The sequence below is a fragment of the Sphingomonas guangdongensis genome (assembly GCF_900199185.1).
Taxonomy (GTDB): Bacteria; Pseudomonadota; Alphaproteobacteria; order Sphingomonadales; family Sphingomonadaceae; genus Sphingomonas; species Sphingomonas guangdongensis.
Genome location: NZ_OBMI01000003.1, coordinates 167,521 through 186,100 on the forward strand (window position 1 = coordinate 167,521; position 18,580 = coordinate 186,100).

Consider the following 18,580-nt stretch of genomic DNA (forward strand, 5'->3'; position numbering starts at 1 on the left):
CCCGCTTCGCTTTTCAGAAGAACGCAGCAAGAGCCGCTCCAGGCGGCCCGCTCTTTCGCATCGGTAGGGTACATGGAAACGCAGAATATCCGCATTCGCCTGAAGGCGTTCGATCACCGCGTGCTGGACAGCGCGACGGGTGAGATCGCCGACACCGCGCGCCGCACCGGTGCGCTCATCCGTGGCCCCATCCCGCTGCCCACGCGCATCGAGAAGTTCACGGTCAACCGTGGTCCGCACATCGACAAGAAGAGCCGCGAGCAGTTCGAGGTGCGCACCTACAAGCGCATGCTCGACATCGTGCAGCCGACCGCCAACACGGTCGACGCGCTGATGAAGCTGGATCTGGCGGCCGGCGTGGACGTCGAGATCAAGCTGGCGTAATTGCCAGCGGTCGTTCCGGCACAGTCCGGAACGGCCGACGAGGGGGCTGTTGACGGAAGCCTGCGCTTCCACTAATGGCGCCTCTCCCGCCGGGGCTTCAGTCCCACGGCGTGCTGGTCCGGCCGACAGGTCGGGCCGAGAAAGCAGGGATACCGGCCAGTTCGACTGGCGCCTGAGTCCCCGTCTTTCGCTTTATGATGAAGCGAAACAAACGGCCCTGACGGGGGCACTTGTACTCATGGGCTGGCCCTCTGGCGGTGACGTCGGGGGGTCTTTTCGTTGGCACGCTCCTCACAAGGGAGCCTCTGTTTGGGAAGGAATACGCATCATGCGCACAGGCGTGATCGCGAAGAAGATGGGCATGACACGCCTGTTCCAGGACGACGGGCGCCACGTGCCCGTGACCGTCCTGCAGCTCGACGGCCTGCAGGTCGTCGGCCGCAAGGAGCAGGATCGCGACGGCTATGTCGCCGTCCAGCTGGGCGCCGGTTCGGCCAAGGCCAAGAACGTCGCCAAGCCGCAGCGCGGCATGTTCGGCAAGGCCGAGGTGGAGCCGAAGGCGATCCTGGCCGAGTTCCGCGTCTCCGAGGACAACCTCCTCGACGTTGGCGCCGAGCTGTCGGCCGAGCACTACGTTGCCGGCCAGTACGTCGACGTGCAGGGCACGACGCAGGGCAAGGGCTTCGCCGGCGCGATGAAGCGCTGGGGCTTCGGCGGTCTGCGCGCGACCCACGGCGTGTCGGTCAGCCACCGTTCGCACGGTTCGACGGGTAACCGTCAGGATCCGGGCCGCGTCTTCAAGAACAAGAAGATGGCCGGCCACATGGGTGCCCGCACCCGCACGCAGCAGAACCTAGAGATCGTCTCCACCGACGCGGCTCGTGGTCTGATCTTCGTCAAGGGCTCGGTCCCGGGCTCGAAGGGCGGGTGGCTGCTGGTCAAGGACGCGGTGAAGGTCTCGGCACATGCCGACGCGCCGTACCCGGCCGCTCTGCGTCCGGTCGCGCATGACGAAGCGCCGCACGTGCCGGTGGTCGAAGAGGGCGCGGTTCATGAGCTGCCGCCGTTGCCGAGCGCGGAAGAGGTGCAGGCCGGTGTTGCCGCATCGGACGCCGCCGGCGCCGGTGAGGTCGATCCGGGCAGCGTGCCGCCGGCCGATGGCGCCAACACGAGCCAGGAGGGCTGACAAAGTGAAGGTCAATGTTCAATCCTTCGACGCTGCCGCGAGCGCGACTGACGTTGAGCTGAGCGACGAGATCTTCGGTCTCGAGCCCCGCGCCGACGTGCTGCACCGCGTGGTCACCTGGCAGCTGGAGAAGCGTCGCGGCACCGCCCGCGGCACCCGCGAGCGCAGCGATGTGGCGCGTACGGGCAAGAAGTTCGGTCGCCAGAAGGGCGGCGGTACGGCTCGCCACGGCGATCGCCGCGCGCCGGTGTTCATCGGTGGTGGTAAGGCGCACGGCGCTCGCGTCCGCGACTTCAATCCCTCGCTGAACAAGAAGATTCGCGCGCTGGGCCTCAAGATGGCGCTCAGCAGCCACGCAAAGGCGGGCACGCTGATCGTCCTCGACAGCCTGGGTGTTGCCGAGAACAAGACCAAGACGCTGAAGGGCGACCTGGCGCGGCTGGGCTTCGGCAAGGCGGCGCTGGTGATCGACGGTGACGCGGTGGAGACGAGCTTCGCGCTCGCCGCCGGCAACCTCAGGGAGGTCAACGTCCTCCCCGCGATCGGCGCCAACGTCTACGACATCCTGAAGGCCGATACGCTGGTGCTGAGCCGGGCGGCGGTCGAGAAGCTGGAGGCCCGCTTCAATGGCTAAGGCAGCAAAGGGTGCGATCGACAACCGTCACTATGACGTGATCGTCGCGCCGCACATCACCGAGAAGTCGACGCTGATCAGCGAGGCAAACGCGGTCGTGTTCAAGGTCGCGAACGACGCGACCAAGCCGCAGATCAAGGCGGCGGTCGAGGCGCTGTTCAACGTGTCCGTCACGGGCGTGAACACCCTGGTCCAGAAGGGCAAGACCAAGCGCTGGAAGGGCACGCCCTACAGCCGGTCGGACATGAAGAAGGCGATCGTGACGCTGAAGGACGGCGACTCGATCGACGTCACCACGGGGATTTGAGGGTCATGGCACTCAAGAACTACAACCCGACGTCGCCGGGCGTCCGCGGCCTGATCCTGGTCGACCGCTCGGGGCTCTACAAGGGACGCCCGGTCAAGGCGCTGACCGAGGGCAAGACCAAGACGGGCGGCCGCAACAACAAGGGTCATGTCACCTCGCGCGGCATCGCGGGCGGTCACAAGCAGCGCTATCGCATCGTCGATTTCAAGCGCCGCCTGTGGGACGTCGAGGGCACGGTGGAGCGGATCGAGTATGACCCGAACCGCACCGCCTTCATCGCGCTGGTGAACTACGGCAACGACGACGCCGGGAAGGCGAACGTCGCGTACATCATCGCGCCGCAGCGCCTGGGCGTTGGCGACAAGGTGATCGCCGGTCGCAAGACCGACGTGAAGCCGGGCAACGCCATGGAGCTGGGCCAGATGCCGGTCGGCACCATCGTCCACAACGTGGAGATGAAGCCGGGCAAGGGCGGTCAGATCGCGCGCTCGGCAGGTACCTACGTCCAGGTCGTCGGTCGTGACCGCGGCATGGTGATCGTCCGCCTGAACTCGGGCGAGCAGCGCTACATCCACGCCAACTGCATGGCGACGGTGGGCGCGGTGTCGAACCCCGACAACCAGAACCAGAACCTCGGCAAGGCCGGCCGCAATCGCTGGCTCGGCAAGCGCCCGCTGACGCGCGGCGTCGCCAAGAACCCGGTCGACCACCCGCACGGCGGTGGTGAGGGCCGGACCTCGGGCGGCCGGCACCCGGTCACGCCGTGGGGCAAGCCGACCAAGGGTGCGCGCACCCGCCACAACAAGGCGACGGACAAGATGATCATCCGCAGCCGCCACGCGAGGAAGAAGTAATGGCTCGCTCCGTCTGGAAGGGTCCGTTTGTGGACCTCAGCCTTCTGCGGAAGGCGGAAACCGCTCAGGACGCCGGCACCCGTTCCGGCCCGATCAAGACCTGGTCGCGTCGCTCGACGATCCTGCCGCAGTTCGTCGGCCTGACGTTCAACGTCTACAATGGCCGCAAGTTCGTGCCGGTGAGCGTGAACGAGGAGATGGTCGGCATGAAGCTCGGCGAGTTCGCGCCCACGCGCTACTTCCCGGGTCACGCCGCCGACAAGAAGGGCAAGCGCTGATGAGCAAGCCAGCAGCAGGGCGTCGCGTCGGCGACAAGGAAGCGCTGTCGGTCGGCACGCAGATCCGCGGTTCGGCGCAGAAGCTGAACCTGGTCGCAGGCCTGATCCGCGGCAAGCGGGCAGGTGACGCGCTCAACATCCTCGCCTTCAGCAAGAAGGCGATGGCGGTTGACGCGCGCAAGGTGCTCGCCTCCGCGATCGCCAACGCCGAGAACAACCACAACCTCGACGTCGACGCGCTGATCGTGTCGGAGGCGAGCGTGGGCAAGTCGATCACCATGAAGCGCTTCGCGACCCGCGGCCGTGGCAAGTCCACCCGCATCCTGAAGCCGTTCAGCCGTCTGCGCATCGTCGTGCGCGAGCAGGAAGAAGCGTAATGGGTCACAAGAGCAACCCGATCGGTCTGCGCCTGCAGATCAACCGCACGTGGGACAGCCGCTGGTACGCCGACGGCGCCGACTACGGCCGCCTGCTGCTGGAGGATCTGAAGATCCGCCAGTACATCATGAAGACGCTGCCGCAGGCCGCGATCTCCAAGGTGGTGATCGAGCGTCCGGCCAAGCTGTGCCGCATCTCCGTCTTTGCCGCGCGCCCCGGCGTGATCATCGGCAAGAAGGGCTCGGACATCGAGAAGCTGCGCAAGACGCTCGGCGCGATGACCAGCTCGGAAGTGTCGCTGAACATCGTGGAGATCCGCAAGCCCGAGATCGACGCCAAGCTGATCGCGCAGGGCATCGCCGACCAGCTGGAGCGCCGCATCGCGTTCCGCCGCGCCATGAAGCGCGCGGTGCAGTCGGCGATGCGTCTGGGCGCCGACGGCATCCGCGTCGCCTGCGGCGGGCGTCTGGGTGGTGCGGAGATCGCGCGCTCGGAGAGCTACCGCGAGGGCCGCGTGCCGCTCCACACGCTTCGCGCGAACCTCGACTATGCCGAGGCGCAGGCCCACACCGCCTACGGCGTGTGCGGCGTGAAGGTCTGGGTGTTCAAGGGCGAGATCCTCGGCCACGACCCGATGGCGCAGGACCGGCTGATGATGGAGGCCCAGACCTCCGGCGTGCGCCCCGCGCGCGATGATCGCAGGAACTAATCATGCTGCAACCGAAGAAGACCAAGTTCCGCAAGCAGTTCAAGGGCCGCATCCACGGTGATGCCAAGGGCGGCACCTCGCTGAACTTCGGCTCGTACGGGCTGAAGGCGATGGAGCCGGAGCGGATCACCGCGCGGCAGATCGAGGCGGCTCGCCGTGCGATCACGCGTCACATCAAGCGCCAGGGTCGCCTCTGGATCCGCATCTTCCCGGACGTGGCGGTGTCGTCGAAGCCGGCCGAGGTCCGCATGGGCTCGGGCAAGGGTGCGCCGGAATACTGGGCCGCCCGCGTCAAGCCGGGCCGCATCCTGTTCGAGCTGGACGGGGTCGAGGGTCCGCTGGCGGCGGAAGCGTTCGAGCGTGCGGCGATGAAGCTGCCGATCAAGACCAAGGTCGTGGCGCGCCTCGGCGACACGTCGCACCTGGAGGGTTGAGGAAATGGCTAAGGCTACCGATCTTCGCGCCAAGAGCGACGATCAGCTGAGCGAGGAACTCGGCAACCTGAAGCGGGAGGCGTTCAACCTGCGCTTCCAGGCCGCGACCAGCCAGCTCGAGAAGTCGAGCCGGGTTCGCGAGGTCCGTCGCGACATCGCGCGCATCAAGACGCTGCAGAACGAGCGCACGCGCTCGACTGCCCAGTAAGAGGACGAGAAGACATGCCGAAGCGCGTGCTGACCGGGGTGATCGTCTCGGACAAGACCGACAAGACGGTGGTGGTGAACGTTGAGCGCAAGGTGAAGCACCCGCTCTACGGCAAGATCATCCGCCGTTCCAAGAAGTACCACGCCCATGACGAGGCGAACGAGTACAAGGCCGGCGAGACGGTGCGGATCGAGGAGACTGCGCCGATGTCGAAGCTGAAGACGTGGAAGGTGGTCGAGCGGGTGAACACCCATGCGACGCCAGAGCGCGTCGACGTCGACGCAGCCGCCTGAGATCAGGCGCGGTCCCACGAGGGCCGGTTTGTTTGAACGGAACCACCGGGCGCGTCCCGGCAGGCCAGATGAGAAGGATACGGATCGATGATCCAGATGCAGTCCAATCTCGACGTCGCTGACAACAGCGGCGCGAAGCGGGTGCAGTGCATCAAGGTGCTGGGCGGCTCCAAGCGTCGCACGGCCGGCGTTGGCGACGTGATCGTCGTCAGCGTGAAGGAAGCGGTTCCCAGGGGCCGCGTGAAGAAGGGCGACGTGCACCGCGCGGTGATCGTCCGTACGGCGAAGGACATCCGTCGCGCCGACGGTTCGGTGATCCGCTTCGACGGCAATGCCGCGGTGCTGGTCAACAAGAACGAGGAGCCGATCGGCACCCGTATCTTCGGCCCGGTGGTCCGCGAGCTCCGCTCCAAGGGCTACATGAAGATCATCTCGCTCGCGCCTGAGGTGCTGTGATGGCTGCTGCCAAGATCAAGAAGGGCGACCGCGTCGTCGTCCTGTCGGGCAAGGACAAGGGCAAGACCGGCGAGGTCACCCAGTCGCTGCCGAAGGAGGACAAGGTCGTGGTGTCGGGCGTGAACATCGCCGTGCGCCACGCCAAGCCGAGCCAGTCGGATCCGCAGGGCGGGCTGAAGCGCGCCGAGGCGCCGCTGCACATCAGCAAGGTCGCGCACGTGACCGCCGACGGCAAGCCGACCCGCGTTCGCTTCGAGGAGCGCGACGGCAAGAAGGTCCGCGTGGCCGTCAAGACCGGGGAGGCCATCAATGGCTGACAAGTACACGCCGCGCTTGCGGACCATGTATGACGAGAAGATCGCCAAGGCGATGACCGAGAAGTTCGGCTACGCCAACGCGATGGAAGTTCCCAAGCTGGACAAGATCGTCATCAACATGGGCGTTGGTGAAGCCACGCAGGACAAGAAGAAGGTCGAGCAGGCCGCGTCCGAGATGGAGAAGATCGCCGGCCAGAAGCCGGTGGTCACCAAGGCCAAGAAGTCGATCGCGCAGTTCAAGCTGCGTGAGGGCATGCCGATCGGCTGCAAGGTGACGCTCCGTCGCGAGCGCATGTACGAGTTCCTGGACCGCCTGGTCACGATCGCGCTGCCGCGCGTCCGCGACTTCCGCGGCCTGAACCCGAAGTCGTTCGACGGTCGTGGCAACTATGCCATGGGCCTCAAGGAGCAGCTGATCTTTCCGGAGATCAGCTATGACAGCGTCGACAAGATCCGCGGGATGGACATCATCGTGACCACCACCGCGAAGACCGACGAGGAAGCGCGCGAGTTGCTGCGCCTGTTCGGGTTCCCGTTCATCGGCATGACCGATGCGGACCAGCAGGCCCAGGCCGCGTAAGGAAGAGAGCTTAAGTCCATGGCGAAACTGAGTTCGATCAACAAGAATGAGCGTCGCAAGCAGCTGGTGAAGAAGTACGCCGGCAAGTACGCGAAGCTGAAGGCGACCGCGAACGACGAGTCCCTCGACGAAACCGAGCGTCTCATCGCGCGGCTGAAGATGGCGGAAATCCCGCGCAACGGTAACCCGACGCGCATCCGCAATCGCTGCGAGCTGACGGGCCGTCCGCGCGCCTACTACCGCAAGTTCCGTCTTGCCCGCGTCATGCTGCGCGATCTGGCCAACAAGGGCCTGATCCCCGGCGTCACGAAGTCGAGCTGGTAAGGATCAAGAGATGGCTTTGACCGATCCGCTGGGTGACATGCTCACCCGCATCCGCAACGGCCAGCGCGCGCGCAAGGACAGCGTCCTGACGCCGGGCAGCAAGCTGCGGACCCGCGTGCTCGACGTGCTTCAGCGCGAAGGCTACATCCGCGGTTACTCCGAGGAGCAGATGGGCCCGGCCGCGGGCATCCGCATCGAGCTCAAGTATTTCGAGGGCCAGCCGGCGATCAAGCACGTCGCGCGCATCTCGAAGCCGGGCCGCCGCGTATACTCGGGCAGCCAGGAGCTGCCGCGGGTCCGCAACGGCCTTGGCATCACGATCGTCTCGACGCCCAACGGCGTTCTCTCCGACGCGGAAGCGCGCGAGCAGAACGTCGGCGGCGAAGTGCTGGCGGAGGTGTTCTGATGAGCCGCATCGGCAAGAAGCCGGTCACCGTGCCGGCAGGCGTCACCGCCTCGATCGAGGGCAGCACGCTGAACGTCAAGGGGCCGAAGGGTGCCCTGGCACTCGCGATGCGCGACGAGATCAGCTACACGGTGGAGGACGGCGGCATCTCGGTGCAGCCGGCCAACGACACCAAGCAGGCGCGCGCCTTCTGGGGCATGCAGCGTACGCTGGTGCAGAACCTGGTGACCGGCGTGACGGAGGGCTTCTCCAAGAAGCTGCTGATCACGGGCGTCGGCTACCGCGCAAATGCGCAGGGCCGCAAGCTGAAGCTCCAGCTCGGCTACAGCCACGACGTTGACCTGGACGTGCCGGATGGCATCGAGGTGAAGACCCCGGATCAGACCACGGTCGAGATCTCGGGTTCCGACAAGCAGGCGGTTGGCCAATTCGCCGCGGAGATCCGTCGCTGGCGCAAGCCCGAGCCGTACAAGGGCAAGGGCATCAAGTACGATGGCGAGTTCATCTTCCGCAAGGAAGGGAAGAAGAAGTAATGAGCAAGGGTCTCTCCCTCTTCGAAAAGCGGCGTCGCCGCAACCGCACGGCGCTGCGCGCGCGTGGGGCCGGGCGTCCGCGCCTCAGCATTCACCGCTCGGGCCGCCACATCTACGCGCAGGTGATCGACGACAGCGAGGGCAAGACCCTCGCGGCGGCGTCGACCGTCGGCAAGGATCAGGCGGACAAGACCGGCGCGACGATCGAGGCCGCCAAGGCCGTCGGTCAGCGCGTGGCGGAAGCGGCCAAGGCGGCGGGCGTTACTCAGGTCGTCTTCGACCGTGGCGGCTTCCTCTATCATGGTCGCGTCAAGGCGCTGGCGGATGCCGCGCGTGAGAGCGGATTGGAGTTCTGATGATGGCCGACGAGAACAACACGCCGGAAGGCGGCGCGCCGGTGGAGGCCGCATCGGCCCCGCAGGAGGGCGGTTACGCCGGTGGTCAGGGCGGTCGCGGTCGCGGCGGCCCGGGTGGCGGTCGCGGCCGTGGTCCGGGTGGTCCGGGTGGCAACCGCGGTGGCCGTGACGGCGGCCGCGGCGGTCGGCGCGACGATCGTCGCGGCGGTGCCGACGACGGCGGCGAGGAGCTGATCGAGAAGCTGGTCCACATCAACCGCGTGTCCAAGACGGTGAAGGGCGGCAAGCGCTTCGGCTTCGCGGCGCTGGTCGTCGTGGGCGACGGCAAGGGCCGGGTCGGCTTCGGTCACGGCAAGGCGCGCGAGGTGCCGGAGGCGATCAGCAAGGCAACGGCATCGGCCAAGAAGGCGATGGTGCGCGTGCCGCTGAAGGACGGCCGCACGCTGCACCACGACGGCAACGGCCACTTCGGTGCGGGTCGCGTGACGGTGCGTTCGGCCCCGGCGGGTACCGGCATCATCGCCGGCGGCCCAATGCGCGCGATCTTCGAATCGCTGGGCGTCGCCGACGTGGTGACCAAGTCGGTCGGTACGTCGAACCCGTACAACATGATCCGGGCGACCTTCGAGGCGCTGGGCGAGCAGACCTCGCCCAAGAGCGTCGCGCAGCGCCGGGGCAAGAAGATCGCCGACCTGCTCGGCCGCGGCGGGTCGCAGACCGCCGAGGCGGATGCGGCCGCGATCGTGGAGTAAGCGACCATGGCGACCATCAAGATCAAGCAGATCGGCTCGCCGATCCGCCGCACCAAGGACCAGCGCGCGACCCTCGTCGGCCTGGGCCTCAACAAGATGCACCGCGTCAGCGAGCTGGAGGATACTCCCGAAGTACGGGGCATGATCCGCAAGCTGCCGCACATGGTGGAGATCGTGGAGGGCTAAGGCGCGTCCACGGTTGGACTTACGGGAAGGGGCGTCGGCCGGGCCGGCGCCCCTTTTCGCGTCCGGGCGTCCATCAGCGGATCGGGCAGGCGAGGTCGCCCTCCTCGCAGCGGTTGAGCTGGCGCAGTTGCCTCAGGCGATCGTTGGTCAGGCGCTCCATGCAGCCGGCGACCACCATCGGCTGGACGGAGCCGCCGCTGACGCCCGAGGCGACAAAGCGGCACTCGGCGTCGCGGAACGCGATCCAGTGACGCTGCGACGCTCGCAGCAGCTGCTTGGCCGCCGGGGACGCCTTGGTCATCAGCGCGGTGTAGGTCTGGTTGAGGTCGCGGTCGGCCGCCTTCGCTTTGCGGGCCGCGTCGGTATTCAGGGCCATTTGCGTCTGTGCGGCAAGTGGTGCCGGCGCGGCGCTTGCCAGCGTGACGATCAGGGCGAGGGTCATCGGGGGTCGCATCGGGCCTCCTGCGGGTAGGACGGACAGGGTAACGTCCGTGCGGCGGGACCGGGTGCATGCACCATCGCTCCGCACCGGCCAATCAGCGCGTGACAAGCGGTGTGCGCCCCGCTATGGGCCGCCGCTTCCAATCAACCAGCGCGAACATAGCGAAAGCGAGTGCATCCATGAAACTGAACGATCTCCGCGACAACGAAGGCGCCCGTCATCGCAAGATGCGGGTCGGCCGCGGCATCGGTTCCGGCAAGGGCAAGACCGCCGGACGCGGCCAGAAGGGTCAGAAGAGCCGCGAGGGCGTCTCGATCAAGGGCTTCGAGGGCGGTCAGATGCCGCTGCACATGCGGCTGCCGAAGCGCGGCTTCAACAACATTTTCGCCAAGGATTATGCCGAGGTGAACCTGGGCGCGCTGCAGAAGGCGGTGGACGCCGGGACGCTTGATGCCGCGCAGACGGTCGATCATGCGGCGCTGAAGGCGGCGGGTCTCGCCCGCGGCGGCAAGGACGGCGTGCGCCTGCTCGGGAAGGGCGCGCTTTCCGCCAAGCTGACACTGGCGGTGGCGGGCGTCTCCAAGTCGGCGCGCGAGGCGGTCGAGGCGGCGGGCGGATCGGTCCAGGTGGCCGAGATCGTCCCGGCCGCGGAGAAGGCGGCGGCCAAGAAGAACACCGGTCGCGCCGGCAAGAAGCGCGGGCTGGTTCCGGCCTGAAACCGCGCTGACGCCACCCCCGGCCGTGCGGCCGGCGGGCGATCGGGTGCGCCGAGGTTAGACAATGCTTCGGGCGCGCCTATATGAGCGGCGGCGGGCGGAACTAACGCTTGGCCGCCGTTCTCGTTTCCAGGATCAACCGCACTCATGGCATCTGCCGCCGATAACCTCGCCACCGGCCTGAACCTCGCGAAGTTCAGCCAGGCGACTGACCTGAAGAAGCGCCTGTGGTTCACGCTGGGCGCGCTGATCGTGTTCCGGATGCTGAGCTACGTGCCGCTGCCGGGCGTCGATCCGACCGCGCTCAACCTGCTGGCCAACCAGACGCAGGGCGGCGTGCTCGATTTCTTCAACACCTTCTCGGGCGGCGCGCTGGAGCGGATGAGCCTGATCGCGCTCGGCGTCATGCCCTACATCACGGCGTCGATCGTGGTGCAGCTCGCGACCTCGCTCTCGCCGCAGCTCGCCGCGATCAAGAAGGAAGGCGAGTCGGGCCGCAAGAAGCTGAATCAGTACACCCGCTACGGCACGGTTGCGCTGGCGGCGGTGCAGGGCTGGTTCATCGCGGTCGGCCTGGAGGCGTTCGGCGCCAGCCAGGGCGTACAGGCGGTGATCGAGCCCGGCCTCACCTTCCGCGTCGCCGCGGTCGTCAGCCTGGTCGGCGGCACCATGTTCCTGATGTGGCTGGGCGAGCAGATCACCAGCCGCGGCATCGGCAACGGCATTTCCCTAATCATCATGGCGGGCATCGTCGCGCACCTGCCGCGCACGCTGGTCCAGCTGTTCGAGGGCGGTCGCTCGGGCACGATGGGCGTCGGCACGCTGCTCGGCATCCTGGTCGCGGTGGCCGGCCTGATCCTTCTGATCTGCTTCATGGAGCGAGCGCAGCGCCGCATCCTGATCCAGTACCCCAAGCGCCAGACCCAGCGCGGCATGCAGGCGGAGCGCAGCCACCTGCCGCTGAAGCTCAACACCGCGGGCGTGATCCCGCCGATCTTCGCCTCGTCGCTGCTGCTGCTGCCGCTCACCATTTCGCAGTTCGCAGGGCAGGGCGTCTCGGGCGAGAGCGCCTGGGGCGACTTCGTCATCAGCCTCAACCAGTACCTCCAGCACGGTTCGCCGGTGTACATGGCGCTCTACGCGGCCGGCATCATCTTCTTCTCGTTCTTCTACACCGCCGTTGTCTTCAATCCGGAGGAGACCGCGGACAATCTGAAGCGCTACGGCGGCTTCATTCCCGGTATCCGTCCGGGCAAGAACACCGAGAACTACTTCGACTTCGTGCTCACCCGCATCACGGTGATCGGTGCTGCATACCTGACGCTCATCTGCCTGCTGCCCGAGTATCTGGTGTCCGCGCTGTCGATCCCCTTCTATCTCGGCGGCACTAGCCTTCTGATCGTGGTCAACGTTACGATGGACACGGTGACGCAGATCCAGTCGCACCTGCTGGCGCATCAGTACGGCGACCTGATCAAGAAGGCGAAGCTGAAGGGCGGCCGGCTGCGCTGAGCGGCGGCCGTCCGGACGATAAGGGGAGTGGGGGCGTGAACATCATCCTTCTTGGGCCGCCGGGGGCGGGCAAGGGAACCCAGGCGAGCCGGCTGGAAGCGGACCGCGGCATGGTGCAACTGTCGACCGGCGACATGCTGCGCGCCGCTGTCAAGGCGGGCACGCCGGTCGGGCTCAAGGCCAAGATGGTGATGGAAGCGGGCGAGCTCGTCTCCGACGCGATCGTCTCCGCGCTGATCGGCGAGCGGCTCGACATGGCGGACACGCAGGCGGGCGCAATTTTCGACGGTTACCCCCGCACGGCGGCGCAGGCCGACGCGCTCGACCTGCTGCTGGAGGAGCGCGGGCGCACGCTCGACGCCGTCATCGAGCTGACCGTCGACGAGGACGCGCTGGTCGAGCGGATCACCGGGCGGTTCACCTGTGCCAACTGCGGCGCCGGCTATCACGACCAGTTCAAGCCGACGCTCGCCGCCGGCACCTGCGACGTGTGCGGCGCGCACGAGTTCAAGCGGCGGCCGGACGACAATGCGGAGACGGTGCGGACCCGCATGGCCGAGTACCGCGCCAAGACCGCGCCGATCCTGCCCGTCTATGAAGCGCGCGGGATCGTCTACCGCGTCGACGGCATGGCCGACATCGGCGAGGTGAGCGGCGCGATCGAGGCGGTGCTGGCGGAGGTCGGCAGCGCCGCGGTTGCGACGGGCGGACACGCGGCGTAGCCTGCTTCCTCTCGTGGGGAGGACGACAGATGCGGACGGTGGGGCTGGGCGCGCTGGTGCTGGCCGGGCCGGCGACGGCGGAGGTGACCGCGGTCACGCCGACGAGCTTCGTGATCGAGCAAAGTGTTACCGTGGCGGCGGCGCCGCCGCAGCTGTGGGAGAAGCTGCGCGCGCCGCAGAAGTGGTGGGATCCCGAGCACAGCTACTCGGGCGACAGCGCCAACCTCTACCTGGATGCGCAGGCGGCCGGGTGCTTCTGCGAGCGCACGCCCAAGGACAAGGGCAGCGTCGAGCACGCGCGGGTCGTCTATGTGGCGCCCGGGCGGATGATCCGCCTGGTCGGAGCGCTCGGCCCGCTTCAGGCCGAAGCGGTGACGGGCACGCTCACCTGGCGGGTCGACCCGGTTGATGCGACCACGTCGAAACTGTCGCTTAGCTACGTCGTCGGCGGACACATGCGCCAGGGTGGCGAGGTGATGGCGCCGCTGGTCGACAAGGTGCTGCTGAACCAGCTGACCCGGCTGAAGGCGGCGGCGGAGGCCGGAATGGCTCCGGCAAAATGAGCGGGAACGCTTCGCTTGACAGGGCGTTTGCGCGCGCCTAACTGACGCCTCTTCCGAACCACCGTAGCCCGGCGGCGCATGCGCGCACGTCGGTCATCGTGCGTCCGGGAAGACTAACAATGCGATGAGATGGATCGGCGGCCATGCCGGTCCGTGGAGCTGGGAGAACCTATCACATGGCACGTATCGCGGGTGTCAACATCCCGACCAACAAGCGCGTGATCATCGCGCTGCAGTACATTCACGGTATCGGCCCGTCGAAGGCCGAGGAGATCACCGCCAAGCTCGGCATCTCCGCGGAGCGCCGCGTCCAGGACCTGACGGACCAGGAAGTGCTGCAGATCCGCGAGGCGATCGACGCCGGCTACACGGTGGAGGGCGACCTGCGCCGCCAGACGGCGATGAACATCAAGCGCCTGATGGACCTGGCCTGCTACCGCGGCCTGCGCCACCGCAAGGGCCTGCCGGTCCGCGGCCAGCGCACCCACACCAACGCGCGCACCCGCAAGGGCAAGGCCAAGCCGATCGCGGGCAAGAAGAAGTAAGCGCGAGCGCTTACTCCTTCTCCGCCGGAGGCAGGTCGGAAGCCGATCGCCTCCCGATCACCGTATCAGGTCAGGATTAATACAATGGCACAAGCACCGCAGCGTCTTCGCCGTCGCGAGCGCAAGAACATTACCGCCGGCGTCGCGCACGTGAACGCCAGCTTCAACAACACCATGATCACCATCACCGATGCGCAGGGCAATGCGATCAGCTGGTCGTCGGCCGGCATGATGGGCTTCAAGGGCTCGCGCAAGTCGACCCCGTACGCGGCGCAGGTCGCAGCCGAGGACGCCGGCAAGAAGGCCGCCGAGCATGGCGTTCGCACACTGGAGGTCGAGGTCAAGGGTCCGGGTTCGGGCCGCGAGTCCGCGCTGCGCGCGCTCCAGGCCGTCGGTTTCCAGATCACCTCGATCCGCGACGTGACCTCCATCCCGCACAATGGAGTGCGGCCGTCAAAGCGCCGCCGCGTCTAAACACACCCGTCGGGTCCGCGCGCGGTTGATCGCGCGGCGCGGACCCATTCTCCCATGGTCGTGGCCCCGATCAGCCGCGACCCAAAAGCAAGGGGTAGCCCGTGGCCGTCAACGCAAAGAACTGGCAGGAACTGAAGAAGCCCAATGGGCTGGAGAAGAAGGGCGGCGACGGCAAGCGCAAGTCGACCTTCATCGCCGAGCCGCTGGAGCGCGGGTTTGGCCTGACGCTCGGCAACGCGCTGCGCCGCGTGCTGCTGTCCTCGCTGCAGGGTGCGGCGGTGACCTCCATCAAGATCGAGAACGTGCTCCACGAGTTCTCGAGCCTGGCGGGCGTCCGCGAGGACGTGACCGACATCGTGCTCAACGTGAAGCAGCTCGCCATCCGCATGACGGGCGAGGGGCCAAAGCGGCTCCAGCTCGCCGCGACCGGCCCGGCCGAGGTGAAGGCCGGCGACATCGCGGTGTCGGGCGACATCGAGGTGATGAATCCCGAGCTGGTGATCTGTCACCTGGACGAGGGCGCGACGCTCAACATGGAGCTGACCGCCGACACGGGTAAGGGCTATGTTCCGGCCGCGAACAACCGTCCGGCCGACGCGCCGATCGGGCTCATCCCGGTCGACGCGCTCTACTCGCCGGTTCGCCAGGTCAGCTACAAGGTCGACCCGACCCGCGTGGGTCAGGACCTCGACTACGACAAGCTGACGCTGACGGTCGAGACCGACGGTACGGTGACCCCGGAGGACGCGGTGGCCTATGCCGGTCGTATCCTCCAGGATCAGCTCGCGCTGTTCGTGCACTTCGACGACTCGAGCGTCCGCACCTCGGCGCCGATCGGCGTTGCGGCGCCGTCGGCCGTGCCGGAGACGCCGGGCGACACGGCGACGATCAACCGCTTCCTGCTGAAGAAGGTCGACGAGCTCGAGCTGTCGGTCCGCTCGGCGAACTGCCTCAAGAACGACAACATCATCTACATCGGCGATCTGGTCCAGAAGACCGAGGCCGAGATGCTGCGGACCCCGAACTTCGGCCGCAAGTCGCTCAACGAGATCAAGGAAGTGCTGTCCTCGATGGGGCTGCGGCTGGGGATGGAGATCCCGGGCTGGCCGCCCGAGAACATCGAGGAAATGGCCAAGAAGCTGGAGCAGGAGATTCTCGGCTGATCGCAGCGGATTAGCGCGAGCTAATCCGCGCCACGGCGATCAACGCGGCCGGCGAGCTTAGCTCGACCGACGACGCGGGCTTCGCCCGCGGCGCTCCTCGGATTGCTGGACCCCGGCCTACGCCGGGGTGACGGATGTATTGGGTGAGCCAGCCGTCCTCACCTGGTCTGGGGTTCCGTCAGACGGCCCCTTAACGAACGAAGGAAACGATCATGCGTCACAAGGTTGGTGGCCGTAAGCTGCAGCGCACCTCGGCCCACCGTCTGGCCCTGTTCCGGAACCAGTCGGCCGCGCTCATCAAGCACGAGCAGATCACCACGACCCTTGCCAAGGCGAAGGAGCTCCGACCCTACGTCGAGAAGCTGATCACGCTGGCGAAGAAGGGTGGCCTGTCCAACCGTCGCCTGGCGCACGCCCGCCTGCTCGACGATGCGCAGCTGGTGAAGCTGTTCGACACGCTGGCCGCGCGCTACGCCGACCGTAACGGCGGCTACACCCGCATCATTAAGGCGGGCATCCGCGCGTCGGACGCGGCGCCCATGGCGATCATCGAGTTCGTCGACCGCGACACCGCCGCCAAGGGTCAGGACTCCGGTCCGGTCATGGCGGACGAGGACGTCGAGAACGCCTGACGCGCACTTCGTCGTAAAAACGCTTGAGGGGAGGGTCGCGCCGGCTACGGTGCGGCCCTCTTTATCGTTTCCGGAGGGAACCACTCAACGATGCGCCGCGCTCTGCTTGCCGCCCTCATGCTCGCCACCGCCGCGCCCGCGGCCCTCGCGCAGGACCCGATGCCGAAAATCACCTACCCGCAGACCGAGCGCGGCTCGACCGTCGACGAGCAGTTCGGCGTCAAGGTCGCCGACCCCTACCGCTGGCTGGAGAACGACGTTCGCAGCGACGAGAAGGTTCGCGGATGGGTGAGCGCGCAGAACGCGGTCACCGATCAGTACCTGGCGACGCTGCCTGGGCGACAGGTGTTCCGCGACCGGATCAAGGCGCTCTACAATTTCGAGCGCTTCGGTCTCCCGACCAAGAAGGGCGGCAAGTACTTCTACTCGCGCAACACCGGGCTCCAGAACCAGTCGGTGCTCTACGTTCGCGACAGCCTGAACGGCGAGGGACGGGTGCTGATCGACCCGAACGCCTGGGCGAAGGACGGCGCGACCGCTCTCGGCGGGTACAATCCATCGGAGGACGGGACAAAGCTGCTCTACTCGATCCAGGACGGCGGCACCGATTGGCGGACGCTAAAGGTGAAGGATGTCGCGACCGGCCAGGACGCCGGTGACCAGCTGGAATGGGTGCGGGGCCTGGGCGACTGGATGAAGGACGGCTCCGGCTTCTTCTACACACGCTTCCCCGAGCCGCCGGCCGGGCAGAAGTATCAGGCGCTGACGCTCAACTCCAAGGTCTACTTCCACAAGCTCGGCACGCCGCAGTCGGCCGACCGGCTGGTCTACGAGACGCCCGACCTGCCGAAGCGCGGGCATTATGCGAGCGTTACGGACGACGGGCGCTGGCTCGTCATCTACACCAGCGAGGGCACCGACAACCGCAACGAGGTGTCGCTGGTCGACCTGCAGTCGGCCGACTGGCGCCCGCGCAAGCTGATCGCAGGGCTGGAGAACGACTGGTCGGTCGTCGGCAACAGCGGCACCCGCTTTGTCTTCCGCACCAACAAGGATGCGCCGCGCAACCGCATCGTCACGATGGACGTGGCGCAGGCGAACGCGCAGCCGGTCCAGCTGATCGCCGAGGACAAGGCGGTGCTGGATGGCGCGTCGATCATCGGCGGCGTGCTGCTCGCCGACTACATGGTCGACGTGAAGACGGAGGTGCGCCGCTACGGCCTGGACGGCAAGCCGATGGGCGCGGTGGCGCTGCCCGGGATCGGTTCGGCGGGCGGATTCGGCGGGACGCCGGACGATCCGGAGACCTTCTTCGCCTTCACCAGCTTCGCGACGCCTTCCACCGTCTACCGCTATGACGCGCGAACCAATCAGGCGAGCGTGTGGGCGGCGCCGAAGGTCGCCTTCGACCCGAACGCGTTCGAGGTGCGCCAGGTCTTCTATCCGTCGAAGGACGGGACGAAGGTGCCGATGTACATCGTCCACAAGAAGGGGCTGAAAGGCCCCGCGCCGACGATCCTCTACGGCTATGGCGGGTTCAACGTCTCGCTGCTGCCGAGCTTCTCGCCCACGCGCATCGCGTGGATGGAGCAGGGCGGGGTGATCGCCCAGCCGAACCTGCGCGGTGGCGGCGAGTACGGCAAGGCGTGGCACGATGCCGGGCGGCTCGCCAACAAGCAGAACGTGTTCGACGACATGATCGCGGCGGCCGAGTATCTGGGCAAGCAGGGCATCGCGTCGCCGAAGACCACGGTGATCCAGGGCGGATCGAACGGCGGTCTGCTGGTCGGGGCGGTCATCAACCAGCGCCCGGACCTGTTCGCCGCCGCGCTGCCGGCGGTCGGGGTCATGGACATGACCCGCTTCGATCGCTGGACGGCAGGGCGCTACTGGGTGGACGATTACGGCTACCCGTCGAAGCAGGCGGACTTCGCGACGTTGTACAAGTATTCGCCGTACCACAATGTCCAGTCGGGCAAGGCCTATCCGGCGATCCTCGCGACCACGGCTGACACCGACGACCGCGTCGTCCCCGGCCACACCTTCAAGTACACCGCGGCGATCCAGGCGGCGGACATCGGTGACAAGCCGCACCTCGTCCGCATCGAGACGCGTGCCGGGCATGGCTCTGGCAAGCCGACCGACAAGATCATCGAGGAAGCGGCCGACCTGTGGGCCTTCAGCGCGCAGTGGACGGGCATGCAGGTGAAGCCGGTCAACTAAGGTCGTTACGCCA

Annotated in this window: 30 protein-coding genes; 29 read left to right on the plus strand and 1 reads right to left on the minus strand. The window is 67.0% G+C overall.

What is annotated here, in order from left to right; genetic code table 11:
• Positions 1-72 precede the first annotated feature (72 nt).
• From rpsJ to rpmD, 20 genes are all read left to right on the plus strand, one after another.
• Positions 73-384 carry a 30S ribosomal protein S10 gene (gene rpsJ, locus CRO12_RS12735; RefSeq protein ID WP_097064463.1) on the plus strand — a complete coding sequence of 104 codons (312 nt, stop codon included), beginning with the start codon at positions 73-75 and terminating at the stop codon, positions 382-384.
• Positions 385-712: 328 nt separating this feature from the next.
• Positions 713-1,570, plus strand: coding sequence for a 50S ribosomal protein L3 (gene rplC / locus CRO12_RS12740; RefSeq protein WP_097064464.1), 858 nt, complete (start codon positions 713-715; stop codon positions 1,568-1,570).
• Between the two features lie 4 nt (positions 1,571-1,574).
• The gene (rplD, locus tag CRO12_RS12745) at positions 1,575-2,204 is read left to right on the plus strand and encodes a 50S ribosomal protein L4 (protein WP_097064465.1); all 630 of its coding nucleotides are present in this window, start codon (positions 1,575-1,577) and stop codon (positions 2,202-2,204) included.
• Positions 2,197-2,511 carry a 50S ribosomal protein L23 gene (locus CRO12_RS12750; protein WP_097064466.1) on the plus strand — a complete coding sequence of 105 codons (315 nt, stop codon included), beginning with the start codon at positions 2,197-2,199 and terminating at the stop codon, positions 2,509-2,511. The genes rplD and CRO12_RS12750 overlap by 8 nt, the downstream gene beginning before the upstream one ends.
• Before the next feature lie 5 nt (positions 2,512-2,516).
• The gene (gene rplB, locus CRO12_RS12755; protein ID WP_097064467.1) at positions 2,517-3,365 is read left to right on the plus strand and encodes a 50S ribosomal protein L2; all 849 of its coding nucleotides are present in this window, start codon (positions 2,517-2,519) and stop codon (positions 3,363-3,365) included.
• Complete coding sequence (gene rpsS, locus CRO12_RS12760) at positions 3,365-3,643, plus strand: 30S ribosomal protein S19 (RefSeq protein WP_097064468.1); 279 nt, start codon at positions 3,365-3,367, stop codon at positions 3,641-3,643. The genes rplB and rpsS overlap by 1 nt, the downstream gene beginning before the upstream one ends.
• On the plus strand, positions 3,643-4,020 hold the full coding sequence (gene rplV / locus CRO12_RS12765) for a 50S ribosomal protein L22 (protein WP_097064469.1): 378 nt from the start codon (positions 3,643-3,645) through the stop codon (positions 4,018-4,020). The genes rpsS and rplV overlap by 1 nt, the downstream gene beginning before the upstream one ends.
• Positions 4,020-4,730 (plus strand): 30S ribosomal protein S3, encoded by a 711-nt coding sequence (gene rpsC / locus CRO12_RS12770; protein WP_097064470.1) that lies wholly within the window; start codon positions 4,020-4,022, stop codon positions 4,728-4,730. Before rplV ends, rpsC begins: the two co-directional genes overlap by 1 nt.
• Positions 4,731-4,732: 2 nt before the next feature.
• A complete protein-coding gene (rplP, locus tag CRO12_RS12775; protein ID WP_097064471.1) occupies positions 4,733-5,164 on the plus strand; it encodes a 50S ribosomal protein L16 in 432 nt (143 codons plus the stop codon).
• 4 nt (positions 5,165-5,168) lie between these two features.
• Positions 5,169-5,372, plus strand: coding sequence for a 50S ribosomal protein L29 (gene rpmC, locus CRO12_RS12780; protein WP_097064472.1), 204 nt, complete (start codon positions 5,169-5,171; stop codon positions 5,370-5,372).
• 14 nt (positions 5,373-5,386) lie between these two features.
• Positions 5,387-5,665, plus strand: a complete 279-nt coding sequence (rpsQ, locus tag CRO12_RS12785; protein ID WP_097064473.1) for a 30S ribosomal protein S17 — start codon at positions 5,387-5,389, stop codon at positions 5,663-5,665.
• A gap of 87 nt (positions 5,666-5,752) precedes the next feature.
• The gene (gene rplN, locus CRO12_RS12790; protein WP_097064474.1) at positions 5,753-6,121 is read left to right on the plus strand and encodes a 50S ribosomal protein L14; all 369 of its coding nucleotides are present in this window, start codon (positions 5,753-5,755) and stop codon (positions 6,119-6,121) included.
• Positions 6,121-6,438 carry a 50S ribosomal protein L24 gene (gene rplX, locus CRO12_RS12795; protein ID WP_097064475.1) on the plus strand — a complete coding sequence of 106 codons (318 nt, stop codon included), beginning with the start codon at positions 6,121-6,123 and terminating at the stop codon, positions 6,436-6,438. The genes rplN and rplX overlap by 1 nt, the downstream gene beginning before the upstream one ends.
• Complete coding sequence (gene rplE / locus CRO12_RS12800) at positions 6,431-7,018, plus strand: 50S ribosomal protein L5 (protein ID WP_097064476.1); 588 nt, start codon at positions 6,431-6,433, stop codon at positions 7,016-7,018. Before rplX ends, rplE begins: the two co-directional genes overlap by 8 nt.
• An 18-nt stretch (positions 7,019-7,036) precedes the next feature.
• A complete protein-coding gene (gene rpsN / locus CRO12_RS12805; protein ID WP_097064477.1) occupies positions 7,037-7,342 on the plus strand; it encodes a 30S ribosomal protein S14 in 306 nt (101 codons plus the stop codon).
• Between the two features lie 10 nt (positions 7,343-7,352).
• The gene (gene rpsH / locus CRO12_RS12810) at positions 7,353-7,748 is read left to right on the plus strand and encodes a 30S ribosomal protein S8 (protein WP_097064478.1); all 396 of its coding nucleotides are present in this window, start codon (positions 7,353-7,355) and stop codon (positions 7,746-7,748) included.
• Entirely contained in the window at positions 7,748-8,281 is a 534-nt protein-coding gene (rplF, locus tag CRO12_RS12815; RefSeq protein ID WP_097064479.1) for a 50S ribosomal protein L6, read from the plus strand. Before rpsH ends, rplF begins: the two co-directional genes overlap by 1 nt.
• Positions 8,281-8,637, plus strand: a complete 357-nt coding sequence (gene rplR, locus CRO12_RS12820) for a 50S ribosomal protein L18 (protein WP_097064480.1) — start codon at positions 8,281-8,283, stop codon at positions 8,635-8,637. The genes rplF and rplR overlap by 1 nt, the downstream gene beginning before the upstream one ends.
• Before the next feature lie 2 nt (positions 8,638-8,639).
• Positions 8,640-9,389, plus strand: coding sequence for a 30S ribosomal protein S5 (rpsE, locus tag CRO12_RS12825; RefSeq protein ID WP_097064481.1), 750 nt, complete (start codon positions 8,640-8,642; stop codon positions 9,387-9,389).
• Positions 9,390-9,395: 6 nt separating this feature from the next.
• Positions 9,396-9,575: a 50S ribosomal protein L30 gene (gene rpmD, locus CRO12_RS12830; RefSeq protein ID WP_097064482.1), complete on the plus strand. Its 180-nt coding sequence runs from the start codon at positions 9,396-9,398 to the stop codon at positions 9,573-9,575.
• Positions 9,576-9,648: 73 nt separating this feature from the next.
• On the opposite strand, the gene CRO12_RS12835 is transcribed toward rpmD, so the two are convergent.
• The gene (locus tag CRO12_RS12835) at positions 9,649-10,017 is read right to left on the minus strand and encodes a lysozyme inhibitor LprI family protein (RefSeq protein WP_179641026.1); all 369 of its coding nucleotides are present in this window, start codon (positions 10,015-10,017) and stop codon (positions 9,649-9,651) included.
• 179 nt (positions 10,018-10,196) lie between these two features.
• Here CRO12_RS12835 and rplO point away from each other — a divergent pair, with 179 nt between their 5' ends.
• From rplO to CRO12_RS12880, 9 genes are all read left to right on the plus strand, one after another.
• Complete coding sequence (gene rplO / locus CRO12_RS12840; protein WP_097064484.1) at positions 10,197-10,733, plus strand: 50S ribosomal protein L15; 537 nt, start codon at positions 10,197-10,199, stop codon at positions 10,731-10,733.
• Between the two features lie 147 nt (positions 10,734-10,880).
• The gene (gene secY / locus CRO12_RS12845; protein WP_097064485.1) at positions 10,881-12,245 is read left to right on the plus strand and encodes a preprotein translocase subunit SecY; all 1,365 of its coding nucleotides are present in this window, start codon (positions 10,881-10,883) and stop codon (positions 12,243-12,245) included.
• 35 nt (positions 12,246-12,280) lie between these two features.
• Entirely contained in the window at positions 12,281-12,967 is a 687-nt protein-coding gene (locus tag CRO12_RS12850) for an adenylate kinase (RefSeq protein ID WP_097064486.1), read from the plus strand.
• 29 nt (positions 12,968-12,996) lie between these two features.
• On the plus strand, positions 12,997-13,530 hold the full coding sequence (locus CRO12_RS12855) for an SRPBCC family protein (protein ID WP_097064487.1): 534 nt from the start codon (positions 12,997-12,999) through the stop codon (positions 13,528-13,530).
• A gap of 176 nt (positions 13,531-13,706) precedes the next feature.
• On the plus strand, positions 13,707-14,075 hold the full coding sequence (rpsM, locus tag CRO12_RS12860; RefSeq protein WP_097064488.1) for a 30S ribosomal protein S13: 369 nt from the start codon (positions 13,707-13,709) through the stop codon (positions 14,073-14,075).
• A gap of 84 nt (positions 14,076-14,159) precedes the next feature.
• Positions 14,160-14,549 carry a 30S ribosomal protein S11 gene (rpsK, locus tag CRO12_RS12865; RefSeq protein WP_066486290.1) on the plus strand — a complete coding sequence of 130 codons (390 nt, stop codon included), beginning with the start codon at positions 14,160-14,162 and terminating at the stop codon, positions 14,547-14,549.
• Positions 14,550-14,650: 101 nt separating this feature from the next.
• On the plus strand, positions 14,651-15,712 hold the full coding sequence (locus tag CRO12_RS12870) for a DNA-directed RNA polymerase subunit alpha (protein WP_097064489.1): 1,062 nt from the start codon (positions 14,651-14,653) through the stop codon (positions 15,710-15,712).
• 212 nt (positions 15,713-15,924) lie between these two features.
• Positions 15,925-16,344 (plus strand): 50S ribosomal protein L17, encoded by a 420-nt coding sequence (rplQ, locus tag CRO12_RS12875; RefSeq protein WP_097064490.1) that lies wholly within the window; start codon positions 15,925-15,927, stop codon positions 16,342-16,344.
• A gap of 90 nt (positions 16,345-16,434) precedes the next feature.
• Positions 16,435-18,567 (plus strand): prolyl oligopeptidase family serine peptidase, encoded by a 2,133-nt coding sequence (locus tag CRO12_RS12880; RefSeq protein WP_097064491.1) that lies wholly within the window; start codon positions 16,435-16,437, stop codon positions 18,565-18,567.
• Positions 18,568-18,580: the final 13 nt, after the last annotated feature.